The organism is Candidatus Pseudomonas adelgestsugas (assembly GCF_004124255.1).
GTDB classification, from domain to species: domain Bacteria; phylum Pseudomonadota; class Gammaproteobacteria; order Pseudomonadales; family Pseudomonadaceae; genus Aquipseudomonas; species Aquipseudomonas adelgestsugas.
Window position 1 is genome coordinate 407,378 of the sequence record NZ_CP026512.1, and the last position, 22,070, is coordinate 429,447.

Annotated in this window: 11 protein-coding genes, 1 tRNA gene and 2 pseudogenes; 10 read left to right on the forward strand and 4 right to left on the reverse strand. The window is 42.4% G+C overall.

Translation table 11 applies throughout. From position 1 onward, the window contains the following. Positions 1 to 825 precede the first annotated feature (825 nt). The 3 genes and pseudogenes from asd to rsgA form a co-directional block, all read right to left on the reverse strand. The gene (gene asd, locus C3B55_RS00980; protein ID WP_129210677.1) at positions 826 to 1,686 is read right to left on the reverse strand and encodes an archaetidylserine decarboxylase; all 861 of its coding nucleotides are present in this window, start codon (positions 1,684 to 1,686) and stop codon (positions 826 to 828) included. 16 nt (positions 1,687 to 1,702) lie between these two features. Beyond that, entirely contained in the window at positions 1,703 to 2,518 is an 816-nt protein-coding gene (locus C3B55_RS00985; protein WP_129210679.1) for a rhodanese-like domain-containing protein, read from the reverse strand. Positions 2,519 to 4,725: 2,207 nt separating this feature from the next. Then, positions 4,726 to 5,709, reverse strand: a pseudogene (gene rsgA, locus C3B55_RS00990) (ribosome small subunit-dependent GTPase A). Between the two features lie 98 nt (positions 5,710 to 5,807). Between rsgA and orn the strand changes: the two are divergent. The 9 genes from orn (at position 5,808) to C3B55_RS01035 (ending at position 17,927) form a co-directional block, all read left to right on the forward strand. After that, positions 5,808 to 6,350 carry an oligoribonuclease gene (gene orn, locus C3B55_RS00995; RefSeq protein WP_129210681.1) on the forward strand — a complete coding sequence of 181 codons (543 nt, stop codon included), beginning with the start codon at positions 5,808 to 5,810 and terminating at the stop codon, positions 6,348 to 6,350. Between the two features lie 340 nt (positions 6,351 to 6,690). Further along, positions 6,691 to 7,158, forward strand: coding sequence for a tRNA (adenosine(37)-N6)-threonylcarbamoyltransferase complex ATPase subunit type 1 TsaE (gene tsaE / locus C3B55_RS01000; protein ID WP_129210683.1), 468 nt, complete (start codon positions 6,691 to 6,693; stop codon positions 7,156 to 7,158). A 20-nt stretch (positions 7,159 to 7,178) separates the two neighbouring features. Continuing rightward, positions 7,179 to 8,552 (forward strand): N-acetylmuramoyl-L-alanine amidase, encoded by a 1,374-nt coding sequence (locus C3B55_RS01005; protein WP_129210685.1) that lies wholly within the window; start codon positions 7,179 to 7,181, stop codon positions 8,550 to 8,552. A gap of 1,920 nt (positions 8,553 to 10,472) precedes the next feature. Further along, positions 10,473 to 11,432, forward strand: coding sequence for a tRNA (adenosine(37)-N6)-dimethylallyltransferase MiaA (gene miaA / locus C3B55_RS01010; RefSeq protein ID WP_129210687.1), 960 nt, complete (start codon positions 10,473 to 10,475; stop codon positions 11,430 to 11,432). Between the two features lie 101 nt (positions 11,433 to 11,533). Further along, positions 11,534 to 11,794, forward strand: coding sequence for an RNA chaperone Hfq (gene hfq / locus C3B55_RS01015; RefSeq protein ID WP_129210689.1), 261 nt, complete (start codon positions 11,534 to 11,536; stop codon positions 11,792 to 11,794). A 1,249-nt stretch (positions 11,795 to 13,043) separates the two neighbouring features. After that, the gene (gene hflK, locus C3B55_RS01020; protein WP_129210691.1) at positions 13,044 to 14,219 is read left to right on the forward strand and encodes an FtsH protease activity modulator HflK; all 1,176 of its coding nucleotides are present in this window, start codon (positions 13,044 to 13,046) and stop codon (positions 14,217 to 14,219) included. After that, on the forward strand, positions 14,219 to 15,085 hold the full coding sequence (gene hflC, locus C3B55_RS01025) for a protease modulator HflC (protein WP_129210693.1): 867 nt from the start codon (positions 14,219 to 14,221) through the stop codon (positions 15,083 to 15,085). Before hflK ends, hflC begins: the two co-directional genes overlap by 1 nt. Positions 15,086 to 15,386: 301 nt before the next feature. Next, complete coding sequence (locus tag C3B55_RS01030) at positions 15,387 to 16,574, forward strand: ATP phosphoribosyltransferase regulatory subunit (RefSeq protein WP_129211863.1); 1,188 nt, start codon at positions 15,387 to 15,389, stop codon at positions 16,572 to 16,574. A 63-nt stretch (positions 16,575 to 16,637) separates the two neighbouring features. Continuing rightward, positions 16,638 to 17,927, forward strand: a complete 1,290-nt coding sequence (locus tag C3B55_RS01035; RefSeq protein ID WP_129210695.1) for an adenylosuccinate synthase — start codon at positions 16,638 to 16,640, stop codon at positions 17,925 to 17,927. A 1,555-nt stretch (positions 17,928 to 19,482) separates the two neighbouring features. On the opposite strand, the gene C3B55_RS01040 is transcribed toward C3B55_RS01035, so the two are convergent. Next, a tRNA-Leu gene (locus C3B55_RS01040) sits at positions 19,483 to 19,569 on the reverse strand. A 232-nt stretch (positions 19,570 to 19,801) separates the two neighbouring features. Here C3B55_RS01040 and rnr point away from each other — a divergent pair. Continuing rightward, a pseudogene (gene rnr / locus C3B55_RS01045) lies at positions 19,802 to 22,052 on the forward strand (ribonuclease R); the annotation flags it as partial. Positions 22,053 to 22,070 lie beyond the last annotated feature (18 nt).

Consider the following 22,070-nt stretch of genomic DNA (forward strand, 5'->3'; position numbering starts at 1 on the left):
TGATCTAGTTGTGATCGCTGCATAATAGATAGCGATATAAATAATCGGCAGGATTTTTAGTAGGGTTTATTGAATAACATGTTATGATGTAAAAAAATATCGTTACATTCTACTAACTAAGTTGCTGCAATGGCGATCTAGATTAGCAGATCTTTTCCTAAGGTTTATAGCCTTGCTTATGCAAGGGCCACTCTTACAGTTGCACATTCATAACGCAGGTATAAATCACCATATATAGATCAGGCCATGGTTTAAGTTATGGCTAAAGTTATATGATACGATCGGAATACAACAGTGGCGTAGCACGAAAAAATTATTGGTTTTTACTAGCTTCAAGCGGATTACTTATACTGAACTTTTAGCCTATCAAGTTGATGCGCGGTATATTAAGATACCTAGAACTAGTAAAATGCTAATTGCACCAAATAATTACTAAAAGTTAATAAATATTAAGATGTTTTATAGCCTTAAAGTGGATTATTCGCTATATTAGTTAATATTATATATCTTAATGTATCGAGTGGCTTCACCGCGGCTGATTATCAATTACCAAGTAAAAGGTTAGGATAAAATATCGCATTTGTGAATATACTCTCTGCTTTGCAAGGTAAATTCAGAATAATTATGTAGCATCAGCTAGGTCCACGGTGTAGTACGGTTTGAATATTGATTATATTAACTGTCTATCTCTAGCTATGGCTGGTTGCATATAGTTTATTTGCTAGTTTTCTATAACTGCACTAATTAGTTATAAGCTAGGACGGCTAAAGCGATACTGTTAATATAGGTGTGCCTCCTTGTATTGTAATGTGCAATCGATCTGAATTAGGCCTTCGGAAATGCTATACATTGGCCCATTTGTACCAATGTACCAGTCATTAGCTTTTCCACCCAACTAACCTGATCTTGGCTAAACAGTACAATTGCGGTAGAGCCAAGCTTGAAGCGGCCTAATTCTGCACCTTTTTCTAGATAAATGGGTGCTTGCGTAGCTTGGTCATAGCGGAAAGCTTTTAGTTCGCGCTTAGGCTGCGTAACCAAACCGGCCCATACGGTTTCAATCGATGCTACAATCATTGCGCCCACTAAAACAATAGCCATTGGACCACGTTCAGTATCAAATAGGCAGATAGCGCGTTCGTTACGGGTAAATAGCTTAGGCACATTTTTTACGGTGGTCTGATTTACAGAAAAAATTCGACCAGGCACGTAAATCATATCACGTAGCGTACCAGCAATTGGCATATGTACGCGGTGATAGTCTTTTGGTGATAGGTAAATAGTGGCGAAATCGCCACCCATAAATGGTGTGGCCAGAGCCAAATCGCCGCCAAGCAGTTCTAGTACGTTGAAGCTGTGGCCTTTAGCTTGGAACACACGGCCATTTTCGATCGAGCCAAGCTGGCTGATAACACCATCAGTTGGGCTCAGTACTGCACCCTGGGTTTGATCTAAAATTCGTGCGCCATATTTTAAGGCGCGAGTAAAAAAGGCATTAAAGTTCTTGTAGGCGGTCAAGTCTTCCACTAGTACTTGGGACATATCTACTTGATAACGCTTGACGAACCAGGCTATAATAACGTTCTTAAACCAATATACACGGCACTCAGCAATGCAGCCGATTAAACGCGACAGTAAGTGGTGTGGCAGCAAATATTGGCTGAGAATAAACAACTGTTTCTGCATGAGTCGTCCGTGAACATTAAATCTCGATTGGGGTACTGGGGTGATTACCCCATTCGCTCCATGAGCCAGCATAACCTTTAACTCGCGGATAACCGAACGCTTTGGCTAGTAGGTATGTGAATCCGGAACGATGATGAGTCTGGCAGTGTGTGATGATTTCTTTATCGCTAGTCAGACCGAGACTTTCGAGGATTTGCGGCATGTTGCGGCGGATACGCAGGCTATGCAATTTATCCATGCCGGCGGTCCATTCTAAATTAACCGCGCCAGGGATGTGACCAGCTTTGGCAGCGAGCACTATTTTACCGGAATATTCTAGCGGGTCGCGTGCATCCCAAATGCCTAGGTCGGTTGCACCTAGACGGCTTTGTAGATATTCACGGGTAGCTGTAGGGCCTTCATGCAAGGTCAAACTAACCGGGCCTCTAACTCTGGATGGCACTTTAGTGGATACCGGGTGCTTGGCTTCTAGCCAAGCCAGCAGGCCACCGTCCAGGTAGTGGTATTTCTGATGACCTATTACGTCGAGTATCCAGATGAAGCGTCCAGCCCAACCACCACCTTCGTCATCGTAGACTACGTAGGTTGCGTCTTGAGTATGGCCAAGTTCACCGAATAGTGTTTCTAGGCTAGCTTTATGAGGCAGCAATCCAGCTGCCATTGGTTGTCCCAGTTGAGTGCGCCTAGGATCAACAAATCGCGCGCCAGGGATATGTCCTGCAGTATAGCGGGTAGACCTGGTGAGATCTACCAGAATCAAGTGTTCGGCATTTAGTTGACCGAATAGATCACTAGGCTCGATTACCAATGGTAAACCAGAGAAGTCTGGCATATGAAGTCTCCTAGGTGTAAATATTAGCTATAAAATAGATAAACCAGTAGTGCATATATTTATATACTACGGTTGATAAGACATTGCGTGGATGGGTTCTAGTGGCCTACCCACTTTGCAATAGGTTTTATATAGTAGGCTTTATGGTTAGCGCCAGAGTCTACCTATGAGCCACGATCATTAGCATCAGCACGTAGCTATTGCAGCTAAGGTCACGCAATAGCAGTTGTTTATTGGCACGTAAGGGATGTAAGACAGGTAGCAACAGTGCTGAAAACTACGTGTGAATATTTTAAAGAACAGGCAACAGTGCATAATTTAAAAGTTTAATCCAAGCGGCAATGGATGGTGGTTTTTTGTATTTTGATGCCATTATTTTATTTGTCATGATTGTGACGTGAGCATAATTTGTGCTTAAAATATGCCCAGGGCGTGCCTAATTAGTTTTTTGCTTTCACTGGTTAATATGCTAGTTCAGTTTTGTTGATTAAATAGTAATAGTTTTTATGGTAGCTAATATATTTATTCACTTAACGATGCTAGTACTAATTGCATATGCTATAATTATCGGCGTAATTATAGATGTGCTTAGTATGTGTACTAAGCACCACGATAGACTTGCTATGTCAATCCAGTTGTTTGAGATGCTGATAATCGACAGTGCCAGTATTGGCTAGCTAACCAATGGCTACATAACCATGTATATGATTAAGCGTCAATAAGCATATTGTAATTTCGTTTCTCCTGCATTGGTCTATTTATTATAGAAGTGCTTAAGTTAATCTACGATAATCTATACAGGGCCTGTCACGAAAACATAAAAACCATTTCAGATGCTGCTACTGGCTAAATTTCTGCTAGGCATATGATAATGCACGCTAATATAACGCATGACTGCGTATATTTGTCATTAACTGATACGGTGTATTATTCTGTATCGTGGTTTCCATGTATTTGAAAAGCTAGTTGATATTGAGCTGTTTATCTGCACAGATAATAGTCTGATAACCACGTACCAATGACTAGTATGCTGTAATTTCTAGCAGTGGAAGTTTAGCGCGTAGTGCCTTATTTGAAATTGCTTAAGTTTTTTTGAGCTGCATCTATCTACTTCACAGTAGCTAAGCTCTTGCAAATAATTAGTCAATAATCATTAAACCAGCTAAGCAGCTTTGCTGCTTCGCGGCATAGATACACTTAGAACATTACCTTTCGCCGACCTGACAGCGGCGAAGGTAATGTTCTTGCTGGTGCTTTTAATGATGCTAACCTTTAAGCCCAAATAGAAAATCATTATAGTGAGCCACTGTAAAGACTCAGTTGGTTTTATAAAAACAACATATTTATTATTGATTCACCTAGGTGGCTTGCTACAACTTAGTGCCTCAGCGTATCGTTAACGACAAGATTAAGACTGAATAGTTTTAGAAAAAACATCTTGATCAAGCGTGACAATGCCGAGAGCATGAGTGAATTGGTCGAGAAATAGCGTTTTAAGTTATAGCTGAAGGCTATGGCTGATGAAAACATGTAACTGCTGATATTTAAATATTCGATTGTCTTCGAAGTTATACTAGAATGGTTGCAATATCTAAAATATTGATGCCATCGCATTGGTTAATGTTAGGCGTCAGTGGTATATGCTTCAAATTTTAATTTGAAGACATTCATGCTGGTATAAGTAATACTTATCAAGGTGATGCCGAATAATCATTCGAATTAGCAGTTAAACTAACGCCGCATTGTGTGCAGTTAAGGGTTGGAAGTAACGCAAGCAGCTAATAGCTTTAATTAACTAATAATAATATTGCCCAGCTTACTCTGGCATTGAGCCGCTCTTCTGATTTGTCAGTAGTTTATGTGGTAAGCCTTACTTATTTTAAGCTATTTAGTCCTAAAGATTAGGTTCACCAAAATAATCTTTAAGTCAATATCTTAGTCTTAACCTAAGATAAAAATACGCAAGGTAAGCGCCAACTGATTCTTAATGTAATTTAACCATAGTAAATACTGTCGGTACCAATGTGCTGCGGTATGAGTTAAATATTTTTATGTGGTAGTGGTGTGATAGATTCTATAGCCATTCCGTCAGTATCAGGATCTTAATAAAGATATAAAATGTTGCGATAATTGTAGTATGTTATATTTATGGTTTATGAACTACTTCCAGGTAAGCTGATATCAATTAGCTGATAGTTATTCAGTCGTTACCGCTGTACGCAGCTATCTTCTAGAGCCTCAATTAAGGCGCAACCAGGCTCTCGGTCGTGTTTGCGGTCAAGTAAGTGACAAGCGCTAATGAGGTCGTTGAGCTCGATGAAACCTGCTGCTATATTGCTACAGTTAATGTGGTCGAAGCTGAATGCACAGATGTCTGGAGAGGCAAATCAGTTTACCGCTACCGTGGAAGTGGAACAGCTGCGCTTCAGTAGTAGTGTTTGTACCCTGCTCGGATAGCTCTGACAATTGGCCAACGCGAGTTTTAACTTTTGGCAGTAAGTTGCTGACTAATAATGATTTGCCTACGATAGGCCAGCCAATAAGTCTACTGATATGTCAGTATAACTGCTGCTGCAGATGTTCTGTGCCATTGCTATAATGCGCTGAGACTTTTAATACAGAGTAGCTTAATGTGCTATACACTGCTAGTAATGCGTTGAGTATCTGAGCGTTTTGTTCATTAAGTAGGTCAAAATTTATTCAGCAATAACAGCAGACGAATCCAAGCATGATCGGCCGCTACTAGGTAGCGGCCGATCATGGTAGTATACAGTGTAAGTAGTGGTTACGAGCACTATTACGATGATTAATGACGTTAGCTATTACCGGTTTAGGCTGGATACGAACTGTCCTAATGGCGTACTGTAGTGATATATGATAGCTGGGTGACGATTATGCCGGTGATATGGTTGCTGACACTACACATTACTTGGTCGCCAGTTACTGGCAAAGGTAAGTTAGCGCGTATATTAGTAACGAAACACCTTACCTATAAGATTGCCTTCTAGCGCTTCGACTTCGACATGTATACTAAATTTTAGTATTAATTCTAGTTTGTTTATGGCCTAGGTTGCTACCTTCCATAATGTTTATGAATAAAGACTTATGTTTATAAGTGCGTTTATATTAGGTCTTTCAGGATGCCAGTTTGGGCGATTACTAAGCTGGCGTTTGGCCGTTGATTCTTCTATGTCTATACCACAACAGTTAGGTAAAGCGTTTTATGCCTAACAGGCTTGTAGCCTGCTAGGCCTTGTGTTCTATGTTAAAGAGCTAATAGACCAAAGCTATGCATAACCCAAAGAACTTAATCTGGATCGATCTAGAAATGACCGGTTTAAATCCAGATACTGACGTAATCATTGAAATGGCAACAATTGTCACTGATAGCAATCTCAACACCTTAGCTGAAGGTCCAGTGATAGCTATTCATCATAGTAAGGCTGTACTTGCCACCATGGACGAATGGAATGCTCGCATTCACGGTAAATCTGGCCTGACGCAACGAGTGCACGACAGCCGCATTAGCATGGCTGACGCAGAATTAAAAACAATTGTGTTCTTGGAAAAATGGGTACCTATGGGTAAATCCCCGATCTGCGGTAACAGTGTATGCCAGGACCGCCGCTTCATTTATACGCATATGAAAGCTCTAGAAAACTACTTCCACTACCGCAACCTTGATGTTTCTACTTTGAAAGAGTTAGCTGCCCGCTGGGCGCCAGAAGTCAAGGATAGCTTCCATAAAAATAGTACGCATCTAGCATTAGATGACATTCGCCAGTCAATTGCTGAGCTGCAGCATTATCGCAAACATTTTATCAAAACTTGAGAGTTGATGGAGTAGTCGTCTTAGCTAGCGCTAGAGCAGATAAGCCAGCACTAAAGGAAATATCTCAGATCATCTGCATCAACCCTGGTTGATGGTGCCGATGCCTATAAAAAGCTGACTCTTCGTCGTTGCTAAATCCACATAACCTTAAGATTTTTAACAATACGCTATATTTTGGTGAAATAGTTTATTTAATAAATACCTCGATAGATGAGATTCAGACTGATTTCCTTAAATTGGTACACATTGAAAATTAAAACCTGAATACAATAGAGATTGTTGCAAAGCTAGATAGTAATCTGATACCTGCTTTTTTTCGATTATTGAATGGATAGTCGCAATGTTTGATGTAACTCTATTACTAGCTGATGAAAATGCTATGGTTTTGTTCGGTCATCGTATAGCTCAAGTTACGACAGGTGTCGGTCTAGTTTTTATTGAAGGCGACTTAGGAGTTGGTAAGACTACCCTCTCTAGAGGGATTATTCGTGGGTTAGGCTATATCGGGGTAGTTAAAAGCCCTACGTTTACCTTGGTGGAGCCTTATGAGATCGGTGTAATTCGTGCTTACCACTTTGATCTATATCGGTTGATCGACCACGAAGAACTGGAGTACATGGGTATTCGTGATTACCTTGAGAAAGACGCGTTGTGTTTGATCGAGTGGCCAGATAAAAATATATGCTTTTTGCCAAAGCCAGACCTAACTATTACCATTATTCCGCATAAGTACGGGCGTCATCTAACTTTGTTGCCGCATAGTATGCGAGGCCAGTTTTGGTGTATCGCTTTAGCATTAGAATTCTAATAAAATTAATGGAGTTAGGTATGCGTTTGCGCGCAATGGTTGTTGTCGTGTGGGTGCTACTTACAGTAATGACTTTTAGTGCTCTGGCGGTTTCACAAGTAAAAGATGTGCGCGTATGGCGAGCACCGCATAATATGCGGTTAGTATTCGATTTATCTGGGCCAGTCCGGTATGATGTTTTTACTCTCATATCGCCAGATCGTTTGGTAGTCGACATTCATGGTGCTAATTTAGTTGCGCCACTAAAAGTTTATGCATTAAATACCCAAATTATTGCGATGCGCTCGTTTCAACGCGCGCCGATTGACTTGCGTGTGGTTGTTGACCTAAAAAAATCCGTAACTACAAAAAGCTTTATACTGGCTCCTAACGCCAAATATGGTCACCGATTAGTAGTTGACTTGTTTGATAACCACGCTGCTGCAGTGCCATCTGCTCTAACTAATACACCGATGCCACAGGTCAAGCTGCCATTAGTGTTGCCTGTTCCTACTGGAAAACGCGACATTATCGTAGTGATTGATGCTGGTCATGGTGGTGAAGACCCAGGCGCTTCCAGTCCTCGCGGCCAATATGAGAAAGACGTAGTACTGGCTATTTCCCGTAAGCTGCAACATCAGGTCAATAGTATGAAAGGCTATCGAGCAGACCTGACACGTACTAGCGACTATTTTATCCCGCTGCGAGGTCGTACTGAAATCGCCCGTAAGAAAAACGCAGATCTTTTTGTGTCGATCCATGCTGACGCTGCTCCATCGACTGCTGTCTATGGCGCCTCAGTGTTTGCTTTATCGGATCGCAGCGCCACGTCTGAAACTTCGCGTTGGTTGGCCGATAATGAAAACCGTTTTGACTTAATTAGTGGGACTGGCAACGTATCTCTTGACAACAAAGACAAAATGCTTGCCGGTGTATTACTTGACCTGTCGATGACTGCTTCAATTACGTCTAGCTTAAACGTTGGGCAAAAGGCTTTAAGTAATATCGGCCGTATCACGTCCCTGCATAAGCGGCACGTGGAACAGGCTGGATTTATGGTGTTGAAGTCTCCTGATATCCCATCAATATTAGTAGAAGCCGGTTTTATTTCTAACTCATATGAGGCTTCGAAGCTAGCTAGTGTCAGCCATCAGGAGGCGCTAGCGCGCTCGATCAGCAATGGTATTCGCCAGTTCTTCCAGCAAAATCCGCCGCCAGGAACCTACATTGCTTGGTTGCGTGACTCCGGGAAAATCGTCATAGATCAGCTTAACTATCATTTGCGGTCTGGCGACACCATGGGCCACATAGCGTCATCGTCGATGACTATCTTGCGTAGCACTAGTAACTTAAAAACTAATAAATTAAAAGTTGACCAGGTATTGACTATCCGTGGCACTGAGTTAGCGGCGTAGTAATACGTGACTCTATGTTGAGTAGTAATTTATGCAGAGAATTCTATCATCCAGTGTTTTTGTTAACTAGATTGCAGCGTGGTACATTGGTATAGAGCACTACTCTAGTGATCACAAAATTAATTAAAATAGCACTGACTCTAGCGTCAGTGCACATTGATGTTGATGTGTGAGCATGGCGGAGTTAAGCTGCTATGGATACGTGACTGTGACAGTATTATATTTAGGCGAATTTAGTATTCATTCTGGAATGTTTTAGGTTATCAGTAAGATTCGCGACTAGCAAAGCCTGAAGTGGGTGATTAGCCTAGAAGTGTGCAGTGCAGAATTAGCTTCTATTAGTTCTGTGACCTGGCTAACTATGACTGCTCATACATATAGTGCTAAGCACAGGATATGGTAGTGGACACTGAATGTTGCGATATGGAAGCCACGTGTTTAATCGGCTTCTTATCAAGCAAGCACCTGGGCCAAGGGTCTAAAGATTTATTCTTTATCATCTCGATGCAGTGTAAATTTATCAATACTAAAAACCGGATGCAATAACTTTAAGCATTATATCAAACGCCTAATTTTAGCGCACTATAATACAATATGCCATGTGCTTCACAATAACACAATTATTATCAGCTCATATGAAAACTAATGACAATACTATACGTGCTAGCAGTGTGGATATGTTATGCAGTGAAGGTTTTCTGGAGCAGATGCTGTCGATTAAAAATCAATCATAATGACTTTTGGTTGTGTGGTGACTTCGTAGGTTGATCAGCATGCTCAAGTAGTTAGGCGTACTTGCAGTATTACTTTATGCGCACGCTATACAGTGCTTGATAAGCTAGTGACTTACGCGGTGCACCAGGATAATCGCGATATGCTAGTTCATGGGCAGAACTTGGTGTTGGTACTGTTATTGAAGGTCTTTAGGAACGATTCGTCTTGAATTGATTTCAACTTATACCAGACCAGGCATAAAGTGCGTTTTTATGATTAGCATACAACTTTTTCTATAACACGTTGTGTAGTGCTTTAGATGATATGTGACAGAATTACTAATTTGTCTACGTTGATTGTGGCGGTGATGGTGTGGTTGAGTGTCCAGGAAGATGATGCGCTCATCCTTTTAAGGCGAAACTAGTTTCGCTGCTGACCTACTGCAGTCACCACAAATTTAGCCATTATACATAATGCTTTGCTATAGTTTCTTGTTTTGCTGATTAGCACCAGTATATGTCAAGCTCCCAATCTATAGTGCTGTTCACTCGGGTTTGGCTTGGTTAGCCTATTAAAATTTTGCAATGCTACTAAATGCCACGATTAGTGTTATTTCCTTACTGGAAGGTAGCGTTAATATTATACCGTTTAGCTATACCTCTACTGCTTTAGCATAGTTATAAAGTATTTATATCTCAGCGGTCAATGCCAATGACTCAATGCGGGAGAGATGCATGCTGTCTATAATCTGGTTATATGCAAACGCTTTAAGGTTATTAGTGTCCGCAAAAGTTTCAGTGGTCAGCTATTTTACTGTTGGTTGTGCTATTAGAGTAGTACTATGATGTGTTTTAGAATGTAGTTTCTAAGATGCAGCGTTCTAGGTAAGGAGACTCTGGCTATCGTATTGGTCAGATACCAGCATCACTCAAGTAGGTTACAGTCATTTGTCTAGTAGACAATGCACTTGTAGATTCTACTGAATATGGTGCTAGTAACAGTATTCAGGCCACATGAACGAATATTTCGACATGTAGCTAGGCTACTTACGGATAGTGCTATCCACTGCTAGGCGTTGCCTAAAATAAACTATTTACTGTGCGATATTGAAAAGTATTGCACGTAGTTGTCAGTGTAACCATGATCAACTAACTTGGACTAAAATGTGTCTGGACAATCTGTAAAACTATTTTTACATGGCTACTAATGAGTGTCTTGCCACCTGCAATCTTTTTAATGGGGGCTACTGCCACCGGCAAGACTCACTTGGCTATTGAGCTTACTAAGGTGCTGCCATGTGAGCTGATCAGTGTTGACTCTGCTATGGTTTATCGGGATATGGATATTGGTACGGCTAAGCCTTCAAAAGAGTTTTTAGCGCAGTATCCACATTGTTTAATTGACATTATTGACCCATCAGAGAGTTATTCGGCAGCAGATTTTCGTACTGATGCTTTAGCGGCCATGGCTGAAATTACTAGTCGGGGTAATATTCCGCTGTTAGTCGGTGGTACGATGCTTTATTATAAGGCTTTGCAGGAAGGTTTAGCAGATGCACCTGCTGATGCTATAGTGCGCACTGAACTTAAAGAAGAGGCTGTGCGTCATGGTTGGCAAGCCCTGCATAATCAGTTAGCAGTAGTCGACCCAGTGTCAGCTGCACGTATTCACCCCAATGACTCTCAGCGTCTCACTCGCGCTCTAGAAGTTTGGCGTGTGAGCGGCCAGACCATGACTGAGCATCGGCTAAAACAAGCTGCAAAAAATACTTATGCATGCGCATCTGGACGAGTACAATTGCCATATAAAGTGGTAAATTTAGCTATTACTTCAGTAAATCGCCAGGTGCTGCATGAGCGAATTACACAGAGATTCGCAATTATGTTGGAACAGGGATTTATAGGCGAGGTTATTGCACTGCATTCTAGAAGTGACCTGCATTCAGGGTTGCCTGCTATACGTGCTATAGGCTACCGCCAGGTCTGGGATTATCTCGATAACAAGCTTTCATTTACTGAAATGCATGAGCGCTGCATCATTGCTACGCGTCAATTGGCGAAGCGCCAGTTCACTTGGTTGCGCAACTGGAGTAATTTATACTGGTTGGATAGTGATAACCTGTCATGCGCCTTGAAATACCTGGGAACAGTCTCCACATCCAGCTAAGTTTTTTACAACTGCTATTTATCCATTGAAGTATGATGGTCATACATTATCTATTTTTTAAATTTTATTATTAATCCTTTAAAAACAAAGGAGCGCAGCACATGTCAAAAAGGCATTCTCTACAGGATCCTTACCTGAGAGCTTTACTTAAAGAGAAAGTTGGGGTTTCTATCTATCTAGTTAATGGTATTAAGCTGCAAGGCACGATCGAATCTTTTGACCAGTTCGTGATTCTACTAAAAAATACCGTCAGTCAAATGGTTTACAAGCACGCTATTTCCACAGTTGTTCCAGTTCGCCAAATCCAATTGCTTAATATAGCAGGTGATGAACAAAGTGACGCTGAGCTGAGTAATGACTGATAGTCAGGGGAGTCTTCTTTGTTCTTTGAACTTCGCTATGTTGGTAAGCTAGTAATGTTCGTTTACTCAGATGCTTAGCATCCTAAGGCGCATAAAGATTCTTAAAAGCTATAAGAGCTGGTATATTCGACTAGCGTCAAAGAACGTTAATTTTGTATCTCACTACTGTATTGGCTAACTGCTAAATACTTATTAATTAGCAGCGACAAAGTCAATAGGCCACGCAATCTGGTTTATACTAAATAAGTTGATTTAGTGATCTGCGCTTATATTTTGCGTCTGGTTATAAATACAACCTCGAACGTATTTCTGGTGTTGCGTAATTGATCGTACCAATTTAGTTCTTGGTGTTGCTGCTAGGGCATACCAGTACTCAGAAAGGCTAGCCTCAGTTGAAACTGGCTCAGATTGATTAATTGGGCGTCCGGCTGGTTTGTAGCCGGATTTATTTGAGGTGTCAAGGTAGTGGTATAAGTATGCGTTGTTTAAGTAAAATGCCTAGTTATAAATTAACTGTTGTTTATGACTGGTTTGTTGACGTCAGATTAATAGTTAGCTAAATATTGGTGGCTTTATGCCGACAGTCTTGGCTGCAACTATTAAGTTGCATGCATTCTCTGTCTCATAAACCAGTGAAGAAGCTGTAGTATATGACTAGAAAAGTCAAGTAACTAGAGTTTACTTTTATACGTGATCAATGCGGCCAAAGTGGATCGTACATTATAGATTAAGCAGGTGATTTTGGTGCTTGGCGAGATTGATGCAATAAAATTTATTGATTCTTGAGGTCTATAGCAAGCTCGATTGGCTATTAGAGTATTAAGATTGCAAATCTAGCTTAAAGAAGATGGTAAGCAGCTAGCGTATTATGGTTGTTAGCGCATGATAGCACTGGTTTACATCTGCTTGAATAGACTATTACTTATATGCTAGACAGCATTTTATCGATACTTTGTATTTATCTCAGCGTTTTGCTCGACTGCGCGCCACAATTTTTAAAAGGTTAGCTTAGTGCAAAAAAGAAAAAATACAACTAATTAAGGTGTCATCCTTACTAGTTATTCGATTTTTGTGCTCGGAGCTGAATTGACTGTTTAGCTGTGACAGGTGCGGTATCGACATAGTTCATTGAATAACATATTTTGTAATAAAAGCCGCAGTCAAGCGGCTTTGCTGCAGTAGCAGGCATTTTGTGGCATTAGTCGGCGTGCTGTTGGTTATGTCTTTGCTTTATCAGATGGAGAGCTCTATGGCTTGGAATGAGCCGGGTGGCAACTCGAATAATCAGGACCCTTGGGGTGGTAAACGCCGTAATAACGACGATCGTAAAGAGTCACCGGATCTTGACGAAGTCTTTCGAAGGCTGCAAGAAAGCCTGAATAAATTGTTCGGTAGTAGGAAAAAACGCGGTAGTGGCGCTAGCGGTCGTACAAGCAAGAGCGGTGGTTATGGCCTGCTTGGCTTGAGTCTTGTCGTGTTGATAGCCGTTTGGATTTACAGTGCTGTCTACGTGGTAGACGAGCAGGAGAAGGCTGTGGTTCTACGCTTCGGTAAGTATTACGATACTGTTGGTCCAGGACTAAATATATATATTCCGCCAATTGACACGAAGTACATGGAAAACGTCACGCGTGAGCGTGCTTATACCAAGCATGGCCAAATGCTAACTGAAGATGAGAATATAGTCGAAGTTCCGCTGACGGTGCAGTACAAAATTAGCAACTTACAAGACTTCGTGCTGAATGTTGATAAGCCGGAAATTAGCCTACAACACGCGACTGAAAGTGCTCTGCGTCATGTGGTTGGTTCTACCGTTATGGACCAGGTATTAACCGAAGGTCGTGAATTGATGGCCAGCGAAATTAAAGAGCGCCTGCAGCGTTTTCTCGATACTTATCGCACTGGTATTACTGTCACTCAGGTAAATGTACAAAGTGCAGCCGCACCGCACGAAGTGCAGGAAGCTTTCGACGACGTGATCCGTGCTCGTGAAGACGAGCAACGCTCACGTAATCAGGCTGAAACTTATGCTAATGGAGTTATACCAGAAGCGCGCGGTCAGGCTCAGCGTATCCTTGAGGATGCTAATGGTTACCGTGACGAAGTGGTCTCGCGCGCAAAAGGTGAGGCAGATCGCTTTACTAAGCTGGTTGCAGAATATTGCAAGGCTCCAGAAGTCACTCGTGAGCGTCTTTATTTGGACACTATGCAGGAAGTCTTTAGCAATACTAGTAAGATTCTCGTGACAGGCAGCCAAAGCAAGCAGAACAACCTTATATACTTACCGTTAGATAAGATAATCGAAAGTAGTCGCAGTAGCACAAGCTTACCTTCTGCTAGTTCCAATGCTACTACCAACGAAACAAATGTCCACGCAGCCTCTGACTTGCTACAACAGCAGACACGTACCAGGGAGAGTCGTTGATGAGCAATAAATCGCTAACCGCCATGATCGTAGGCGTAGGCGTGGTAATCATTGCTTGGAACTGCTTCTACATTGTATCTCAGACTGAGCGCTCGGTATTGCTGCAGTTTGGTCGTGTGGTCCAAGCAGATGTTCAACCAGGTTTACATGTAAAAATTCCCTACGTTAACCAGGTGCTTAAGTTTGAAGGTCGCCTGATGACTCTGGACGCACCGACACAGCGTTTCCTGACTTTAGAGAAGAAAGCTGTAATGGTTGATGCCTACTCCAAGTGGCGCGTTAAGGATGTGGAACGCTTCTATACCGCAACCTCTGGTCTTAAGCAGATTGCCGATGAGCGTTTGTCACGCCGTCTAGAATCAGGCCTACGCGACCAGTTTGGTAAGCGCACTTTACACGAGGTAGTATCCGGTGAGCGTGATGTGTTAATGGCTGATATCACCCGCTCTCTGAATGCGATGGCGGAAAAAGAGCTAGGTATCGAAGTGGCCGATGTTCGTGTCAAGGCTATCGACTTGCCGAAAGAAGTGAATCGTAGCGTGTTTGAGCGTATGAGTACGGAGCGTGAGCGTGAAGCCCGTGAGCATCGAGCTAAAGGTAATGAGCTGGCGGAAGGTATCCGTGCAGATGCTGATCGTCAGCGTCGTGTATTACTGGCAGAAGCCTATCGTGAGTCTGAAGAAGCCCGTGGTGATGGCGACGCTGAAGCTGCTGCGATTTATGCTAAGGCTTATAGCCAGAATCAGGAATTCTACGCGTTTTATCGTAGCTTGCGTGCCTATCGTGAAAGCTTTGCAAATAAAACAGATGTCATGGTACTGGATCCAAGCAGTGACTTTTTCCGCTACCTAGAAAAATCTAAGTAACTAGCTAGTGACAGCTAGTGATTTTATAAAATGCACTTTGTCTAGCGTTTACAATGCTTAGCATGACAATCATTTAAAAAAACTGGTATAGGCTTTGGCAGCCGGGACATTCCCGGTTTTTTTATGATTGCATGTTTGATTCGGTAGGCATGACAGGTTTTTTAAAGAAGCGCTTAACGAAGCAGTTGCAAAGCTATTCATCACGTTGTTCTTAAGCGTGGTTTATGCAAAACGTAGAGATTTTGCTTTACTCAAGGTTCGGCCTATGGTTGGCCGCCGGGATTATAGGGGAAATGGCGTAATGGTAACGGTAGACCGCTGGCTGCTGCCCGATGGCATTGAAGAAGTGTTGTCACCAGAAGCTGAATGCATTGAAGTAGCACGCCGTCAGGTGTTGGATCTATTTCAGAGCTGGGGTTACGAGTTTGTTATGCCCCCCCATATTGAATACCTAGAGTCTTTGTTAACTAGCGCACGCTATGATCTCGATTTATGTATTTTTAAGGTTATTGATCCGCAATCAGGTCGTCAAATGGGCTTTCGTGCTGACATCGCACCGCAAGTGGCACGTATTGATGCGCATACCTTGTGTCGCAAAGGTCCAAGTCGGTTATGCTATGCCGGCAGTGTGCTACATGTACAGCCGCGTTCTTTGTCGTCTTCGCGGAGCCCGATTCAGTTAGGGGCTGAGCTGTATGGCGATACTAGCCTGAGTAGTGACGTTGAAGTGATTAGCTTGATGCTGTCTATGCTACAACTAGTCGACGTGCCAGATGTGCATATGGATTTAGGGCATGTTGGTATCTATCGTGGCCTGGCCCATGCGGCTGGTTTATCCAATAAAGTTGAACAGCAGTTATTCATTGCTCTGCAATGTAAAGCTATTGACAAGGTCATTACTCTGACCGAAGACGTGCCTGTTGATCTTGCTGATATGCTACGTGCGTTGGTGAATTTGTGTGGAGGTTATGAGGTATTGGCAGTTGCCCGTAAGTGCTTGGCGAATGCACCTGCGCCAGTTTTAACTGCGCTGGATGATATATTGGTGATTGCTGAACGCTTATTAGCTAGATTCCCTGAATTGCCGTTGCATTTTGATTTATGTGAGTTAAGTGGCTACCACTACCAAACTGGTGTAGTGTTTGCCGTATTTGTACCTGGTATTGGTCAAGCTATTGCTCAAGGTGGTCGTTACGACTACATCGGTGCTGATTTTGGCCGTGCACGTCCAGCGACTGGCTTTTCTGCTGACTTAAAAACCCTGATAACTTTGAGGCGTGCTGAATTTGAGCTGTTATCTGGTGGCATCTGGATGCCAGACAGTACAGATGCAGCACTTTGGCAGCAGGTTTGTCGATTGCGTGGTAATGGTCAGCGTGTCATCCAGGCCTTGCCTGGTCAATCATTATCCGCTGCGCTTGAAGCGAACTGTGACCGGCAATTAATTCTACAGAATGGATTTTGGCAGGTATCGCTACTAGCTTACTAAGTTTGTTTTGCTAGCTATATTGTTGGCACTAAATTTGCTAAAATAGGGGGGTAGACAAGTATTATGGGTAAAAATGTCGTAGTTTTAGGCACCCAATGGGGTGATGAGGGTAAAGGTAAGATCGTTGATCTGCTAACTGAACATACTGCTGCTGTAGTGCGCTACCAAGGTGGCCATAATGCTGGCCATACTTTGGTTGTTGATGGTAAAAAAACCGTATTGCACCTAATTCCTTCTGGTATATTGCGTGAAGGTGTGCAATGCCTTATTGGTAACGGTGTTGTTGTTGCACCTGATGCTCTGTTGCGTGAGATCATCAGGCTGGAAGAGAAAAATGTATCGGTACGTGAGCGCTTGCGCATTAACCCATCCTGTCCATTGATTTTATCTTTTCATGTTGCGCTGGATCGGGCTCGTGAAAAAGCGCGTGGCGCTCTTAAGATTGGTACTACCGGTTGCGGTATAGGTCCGGCGTACGAAGACAAAGTTGCACGTCGTGGTATGCGTGTGGGTGACCTGCTCAATATCTCTAGCTTCGAAGATAAACTGCGCGAGTTAACAGATTACCACAATTTTATGCTGGTTAGTTACTATAAAGAACAGGCAATTGAATTCGCAAAAATCTTAGCTACATGCAATGAGTACGCTGAGATGCTTAAGCCGCTGATGTTGGATGTAACGGCTGAGCTGCATGACCTGCGTCGCGCTGGTAAAAACATCATGTTTGAAGGCGCGCAAGGTTCACTATTAGACATTGATCACGGTACTTATCCATACGTGACTAGCTCTAATACTACTGCAGGTAGCGTTGCCACTGGTTCCGGTATAGGCCCTATGTTCTTGGACTATATTTTGGGCGTCACTAAGGCTTATACCACTCGTGTTGGTTCTGGCCCATTCCCGACTGAATTATCCAACGAAGTTGGTGCGCATTTAGCTAAACAAGGCCACGAGTTCGGTGCTACTACGGGTCGTGTTCGTCGTTGCGGCTGGTTCGATGCCGCCATCCTACGTCGTGCTATAGATATAAATAGCATTTCTGGCGTTTGCCTGACCAAACTGGATGTGCTTGACGGCTTGGAAACTATCAACATCTGTGTCAGTTACAAAGACGCAAAAGGCAAAAATTTTGTTCCGACTGACGCTGATAGCTATGCAGGCTTATATCCTGTGTACAAAACAGTACCTGGTTGGATTGAGTCGACTGTAGGTGTAAAAACCTTAGAAGATCTGCCAATCAACGCCCGTGCATATATCAGGCGTATTGAAGAGCTGATCGGCGTGCCTATAGATATTATTTCTACAGGCCCAGACCGCAATGAGACCATCGTGCTGCGTCACCCATTTGCTTAATAAGATATTAATGCAAGAATAAATTCTTGCTTCTATAATTCTGTATCGCGTCTGTTTGGTAAATGGCACAATACTTGCCGTGATTTTTTACGGCAATATAAAAAGCTATTTATGGCAGAGAAGTTTCAGGTGCTTACAATGCCTTATTATACAAAGCTAATTGCTACAACTGATATTCATTACCCTAGGTGTTGTTTTAGGTATATGCTATATTGATCGTCATTGCCTTTACTTCCAGTACTGCGATTGTACTGGAAGTAGATCATCTAACTATAAGAGTATCTTACAGTTAGAAATTGTCTAGGAGAGGGTGCTGGTAAATCGCTATCTAGGATCTAGAATAGCTCAGGCTTATAGCCTAGCCAGTGCCTGGCAGTAAGGTTTTTCAAGCGCCTGCAGGAAAAAAGTAGAATTAACTACTTGCCATGCTAGAAAATATCTACGAAATCCAGTAAATAATATGGCTCCACTGCTAGATTTAGCAGTGATCGTATGCTATGCTAAATAATGACTTGTCAGCGTTTTTTATAGTTTGCTATGATGGCATATAATTGCAGATGGCAGTCTCAGCGTATTATTTACGGTGCATGATAGTGCGTCCAAGCTAAATTTAGTGCGTTCCCTTAACTGCAAAAACTAGATCAATCAACTATATTAAAAATAGTGCACTAAACTGCGCCTTTAATAAAGGCTTGGATATTGAAAAAAGCACACTGTAGCAATTTGGTCTCAGTATATGAGTAAACTCTTCCAGGAAATGCAGCAATATTGTGCATAATTATCGTCACCAGTAAAAGATACTAACTAATATTAATATAGAGTGATTGCTTGGATTACTTAGCCAAAATTACCTGAAATTATCACTCAGCAGTATTTAGGTCAAGCCACTAACGAACACTAGCATAGAAATTGCAGTCATTTGATTATACTTAAAAGCGTCTGTCTAGCTGGTTACTACATGCCAATAGTTAGGCTAAGGACAAAATCTAATCATGCCATACATTACAGTTATGCAAACTATCAGCGCCCTGGTATTGTGTAGTAAGCTAGAACATACGGTTGCCATAAAAATGCACTGCATTTGCTAGGTTAAGGCAGTCAGGCTTTGATCCAGACATATACTAGTGGAAGTAAGTTTGGTCTGATGCCGCACATCAGGTTCAGAGTTTTTTAGTTTATAGCAGTTGTAATCACCGTAAAATTTGATGACTGCGGTTAGCTTTCATGTTTTTATGTAGTATGGTATTGGTATTTAGTATCAGCTGGTGCATCGCTGCCTGCTATTGTCGTAGTTGCCACGCTATAGCGGCCAACCCTTTTATTTATATACTTATAAGTGTAAGTAAAAAGTGATAGGCTGGGGCAAGCTGAAGCCGTATCAGGTGTATGTATTGAAATATGTATTATAGATTACTATCCAGAAGGTTTATCGTTTGATTGCAGCAAATGATTGTAGGAATAAAAAATAAAGCCTCTTATGACAGTATAAGCATTAAGCACAATCGTATTAGGTCTACTGGAAAAGAAAACATATATTGTTAGTTTAATATGAATTTGGTGCCCAGAAGAAGACTCGAACTTCCACGACCCTGCGATCACCAGCACCTGAAGCTGGCGTGTCTACCAATTTCACCACCTGGGCAGCGACAACAGCGTTGCTGTTATCAGTGTTAACAGCGCATACTATACGGAGTAGATTTATAGCTGTAAAGCTATAACCATGCAAAACGCCTGGAAAATTTTAACAATAGTCATGTAAAGTGCTCGCTGTGAATTGCACAGTGCCTTTGAACACTTGTTAACGTATAGAATTTCCTGTTTCAATACGCGTATGCCAAACTAACCGGCATAATAGACAAGGTGAAAACTCTCTAATGGCCGATTGGCAGTCCATCAATCCTGAGGCCGCTCGTGAAGCGGAGAAATATAAAAATATTATTCCTAGCCGTAAACTAATTTTAGTGTACTTAGCCACTCGTGGTTCGCCGGCTAGCCGTGAACAAATTATTGAAGAATTTGGTCTGACGACTGAAGACCAACTCGAATCTTTGTGTCGCCGCTTGCGTGCTATGGAACGAGATACTCAGTTAATCTATACCAACTGTGGCACCTATACGTCTATGAATAAAATCGACTTAATCCTTGGTCGTATTGCTGGTCATCGAGATGGCTTCGGCTTCCTTATTCCAGATGATAATAGTGATGATCTGTTCATGAGTCAGGTACAAATGCGCTTGGTATTTGACGGTGACCGTGCTCTCGCCCGCGTTTCTGGTTTAGACCGTCGTGGTCGTCGTGAGGGTGTTATCGTCGAAGTAGTATCACGCAGTCACAAAACTATTGTTGGTCGCTATTTTGAGGATGGTGGCATCGGCTTTGTAGTGCCGGATAACCCGAGAGTGCAGCAGGAAGTTTTAATCACTCCAGGCCGTAACGCCAATGCTAAGATTGGTCAGTTCGTCGAAGTAAAAATTACTCACTGGCCAACCCAGCGCTTTCAGCCACAGGGTGATGTGATTGAAGTGGTCGGTAATTACATGGCACCTGGCATGGAAATCGATGTCGCGCTACGCACCTATGAGATTCCTCATGTTTGGCCAGAAGCTGTGGTTAAAGAAGCACGTAAACTTAATTTTAAAATAAAAGAGAAAGATAAAGAGAGGCGTATCGACCTACGTCATCTACCTTTCGTTACTATTGATGGCGAAGACGCTCGTGATTTCGACGATGCAGTTTACTGCGAAGTTAAACCTGGCAAGCTGCGCATATTTTCTGGTGGATGGAAGTTATATGTGGCAATTGCTGATGTTTCTAGTTATGTGAAAATTGGCTCGGCCCTGAATAATGAAGCTCAGGCGCGTTGTAACTCAGTATACTTCCCTGAGCGCGTGATTCCAATGCTGCCGGAAGAGTTATCCAATGGCTTGTGTTCACTAAATCCTTTAGTTGACCGTTTAGCTATAGTGTGTGAAATGACTATTTCAAAAACTGGTGAAATTACTTATTACCAGTTTTATGAGGCAGTCATTAACTCCAAGGCGCGTTTGACTTATAATAAGGTCAGCACGCTGCTGGAGCAGCCTAAAACTAGTAGAGCCAAAGCTCTTCGTAGTGAGTACGGGCATGTTGTGCCGCACCTTAAGCAACTATACGCGCTATATAAAGTGTTGTTAGGCGCTCGTTATATGCGCGGTGCGATTGATTTTGAAACTCAGGAAACTCAGATTGTTTTCGGTGCTGAGCGTAAGATTGCCGCAATTACCCCAAGAAAGCGTAATGATGCTCATAAGTTGATTGAGGAATGTATGTTAGCGGCTAACGTAGCCACCGCTGAATTCTTAAAAAAGCATGATATTCCTGCGTTATACCGTGTGCATAAAGGACCGTCGCCAGAACGCTTAGAAAAACTACTCACCTTTCTAGGTGAGCTTGGTCTATCCCTGCATCAAGGTAAGGATGGCCCATCACCCAAGGACTACCAAGCGCTACTTATGAACATCAAGGGCCGCCCAGATTATCACTTGATTCAAACTATAATGCTACGCTCTTTGAGTCAGGCAGTGTACAGCGTTGACAATAATGGCCACTTTGGTTTAAATTATGGGGCTTACGCCCATTTTACTTCACCGATTCGTCGTTACCCAGATCTACTCACGCATCGTGCGATACGCAGCGTGATTCATTCTAAGCAGAATACCCAATACGTTAAGCGCGCTAGCGCCATGACTATTCCAAAGGCACGGATTTATCCATATGATGAAGCAGACCTAGAGCAGCTAGGAGAGCAGTGCTCGATAAGCGAGCGACGTGCTGATGAAGCTACCCGTGATGTTATAAACTGGCTTAAGTGTGAGTTTATGAAAGACCGTGTGGGTGAGTCGTTCCCTGGTGTGATCACTGCCGTAACTGGTTTTGGTCTATTCGTTGAGCTGATTGATATTTATGTCGAAGGCCTGGTACACGTAACTGCATTGCCGGGTGATTACTATCATTTTGATCCTGTACACTACTGCCTAATAGGTGATCGCACTGGTCATAGCTTCCGCTTAGGCGACACCCTAGAAGTACAGGTTATGCGTGTTGATCTAGATGAGCGCAAGATTGACCTTGGTATTTCTGAAAAAACTATAGATGCTTCAATTG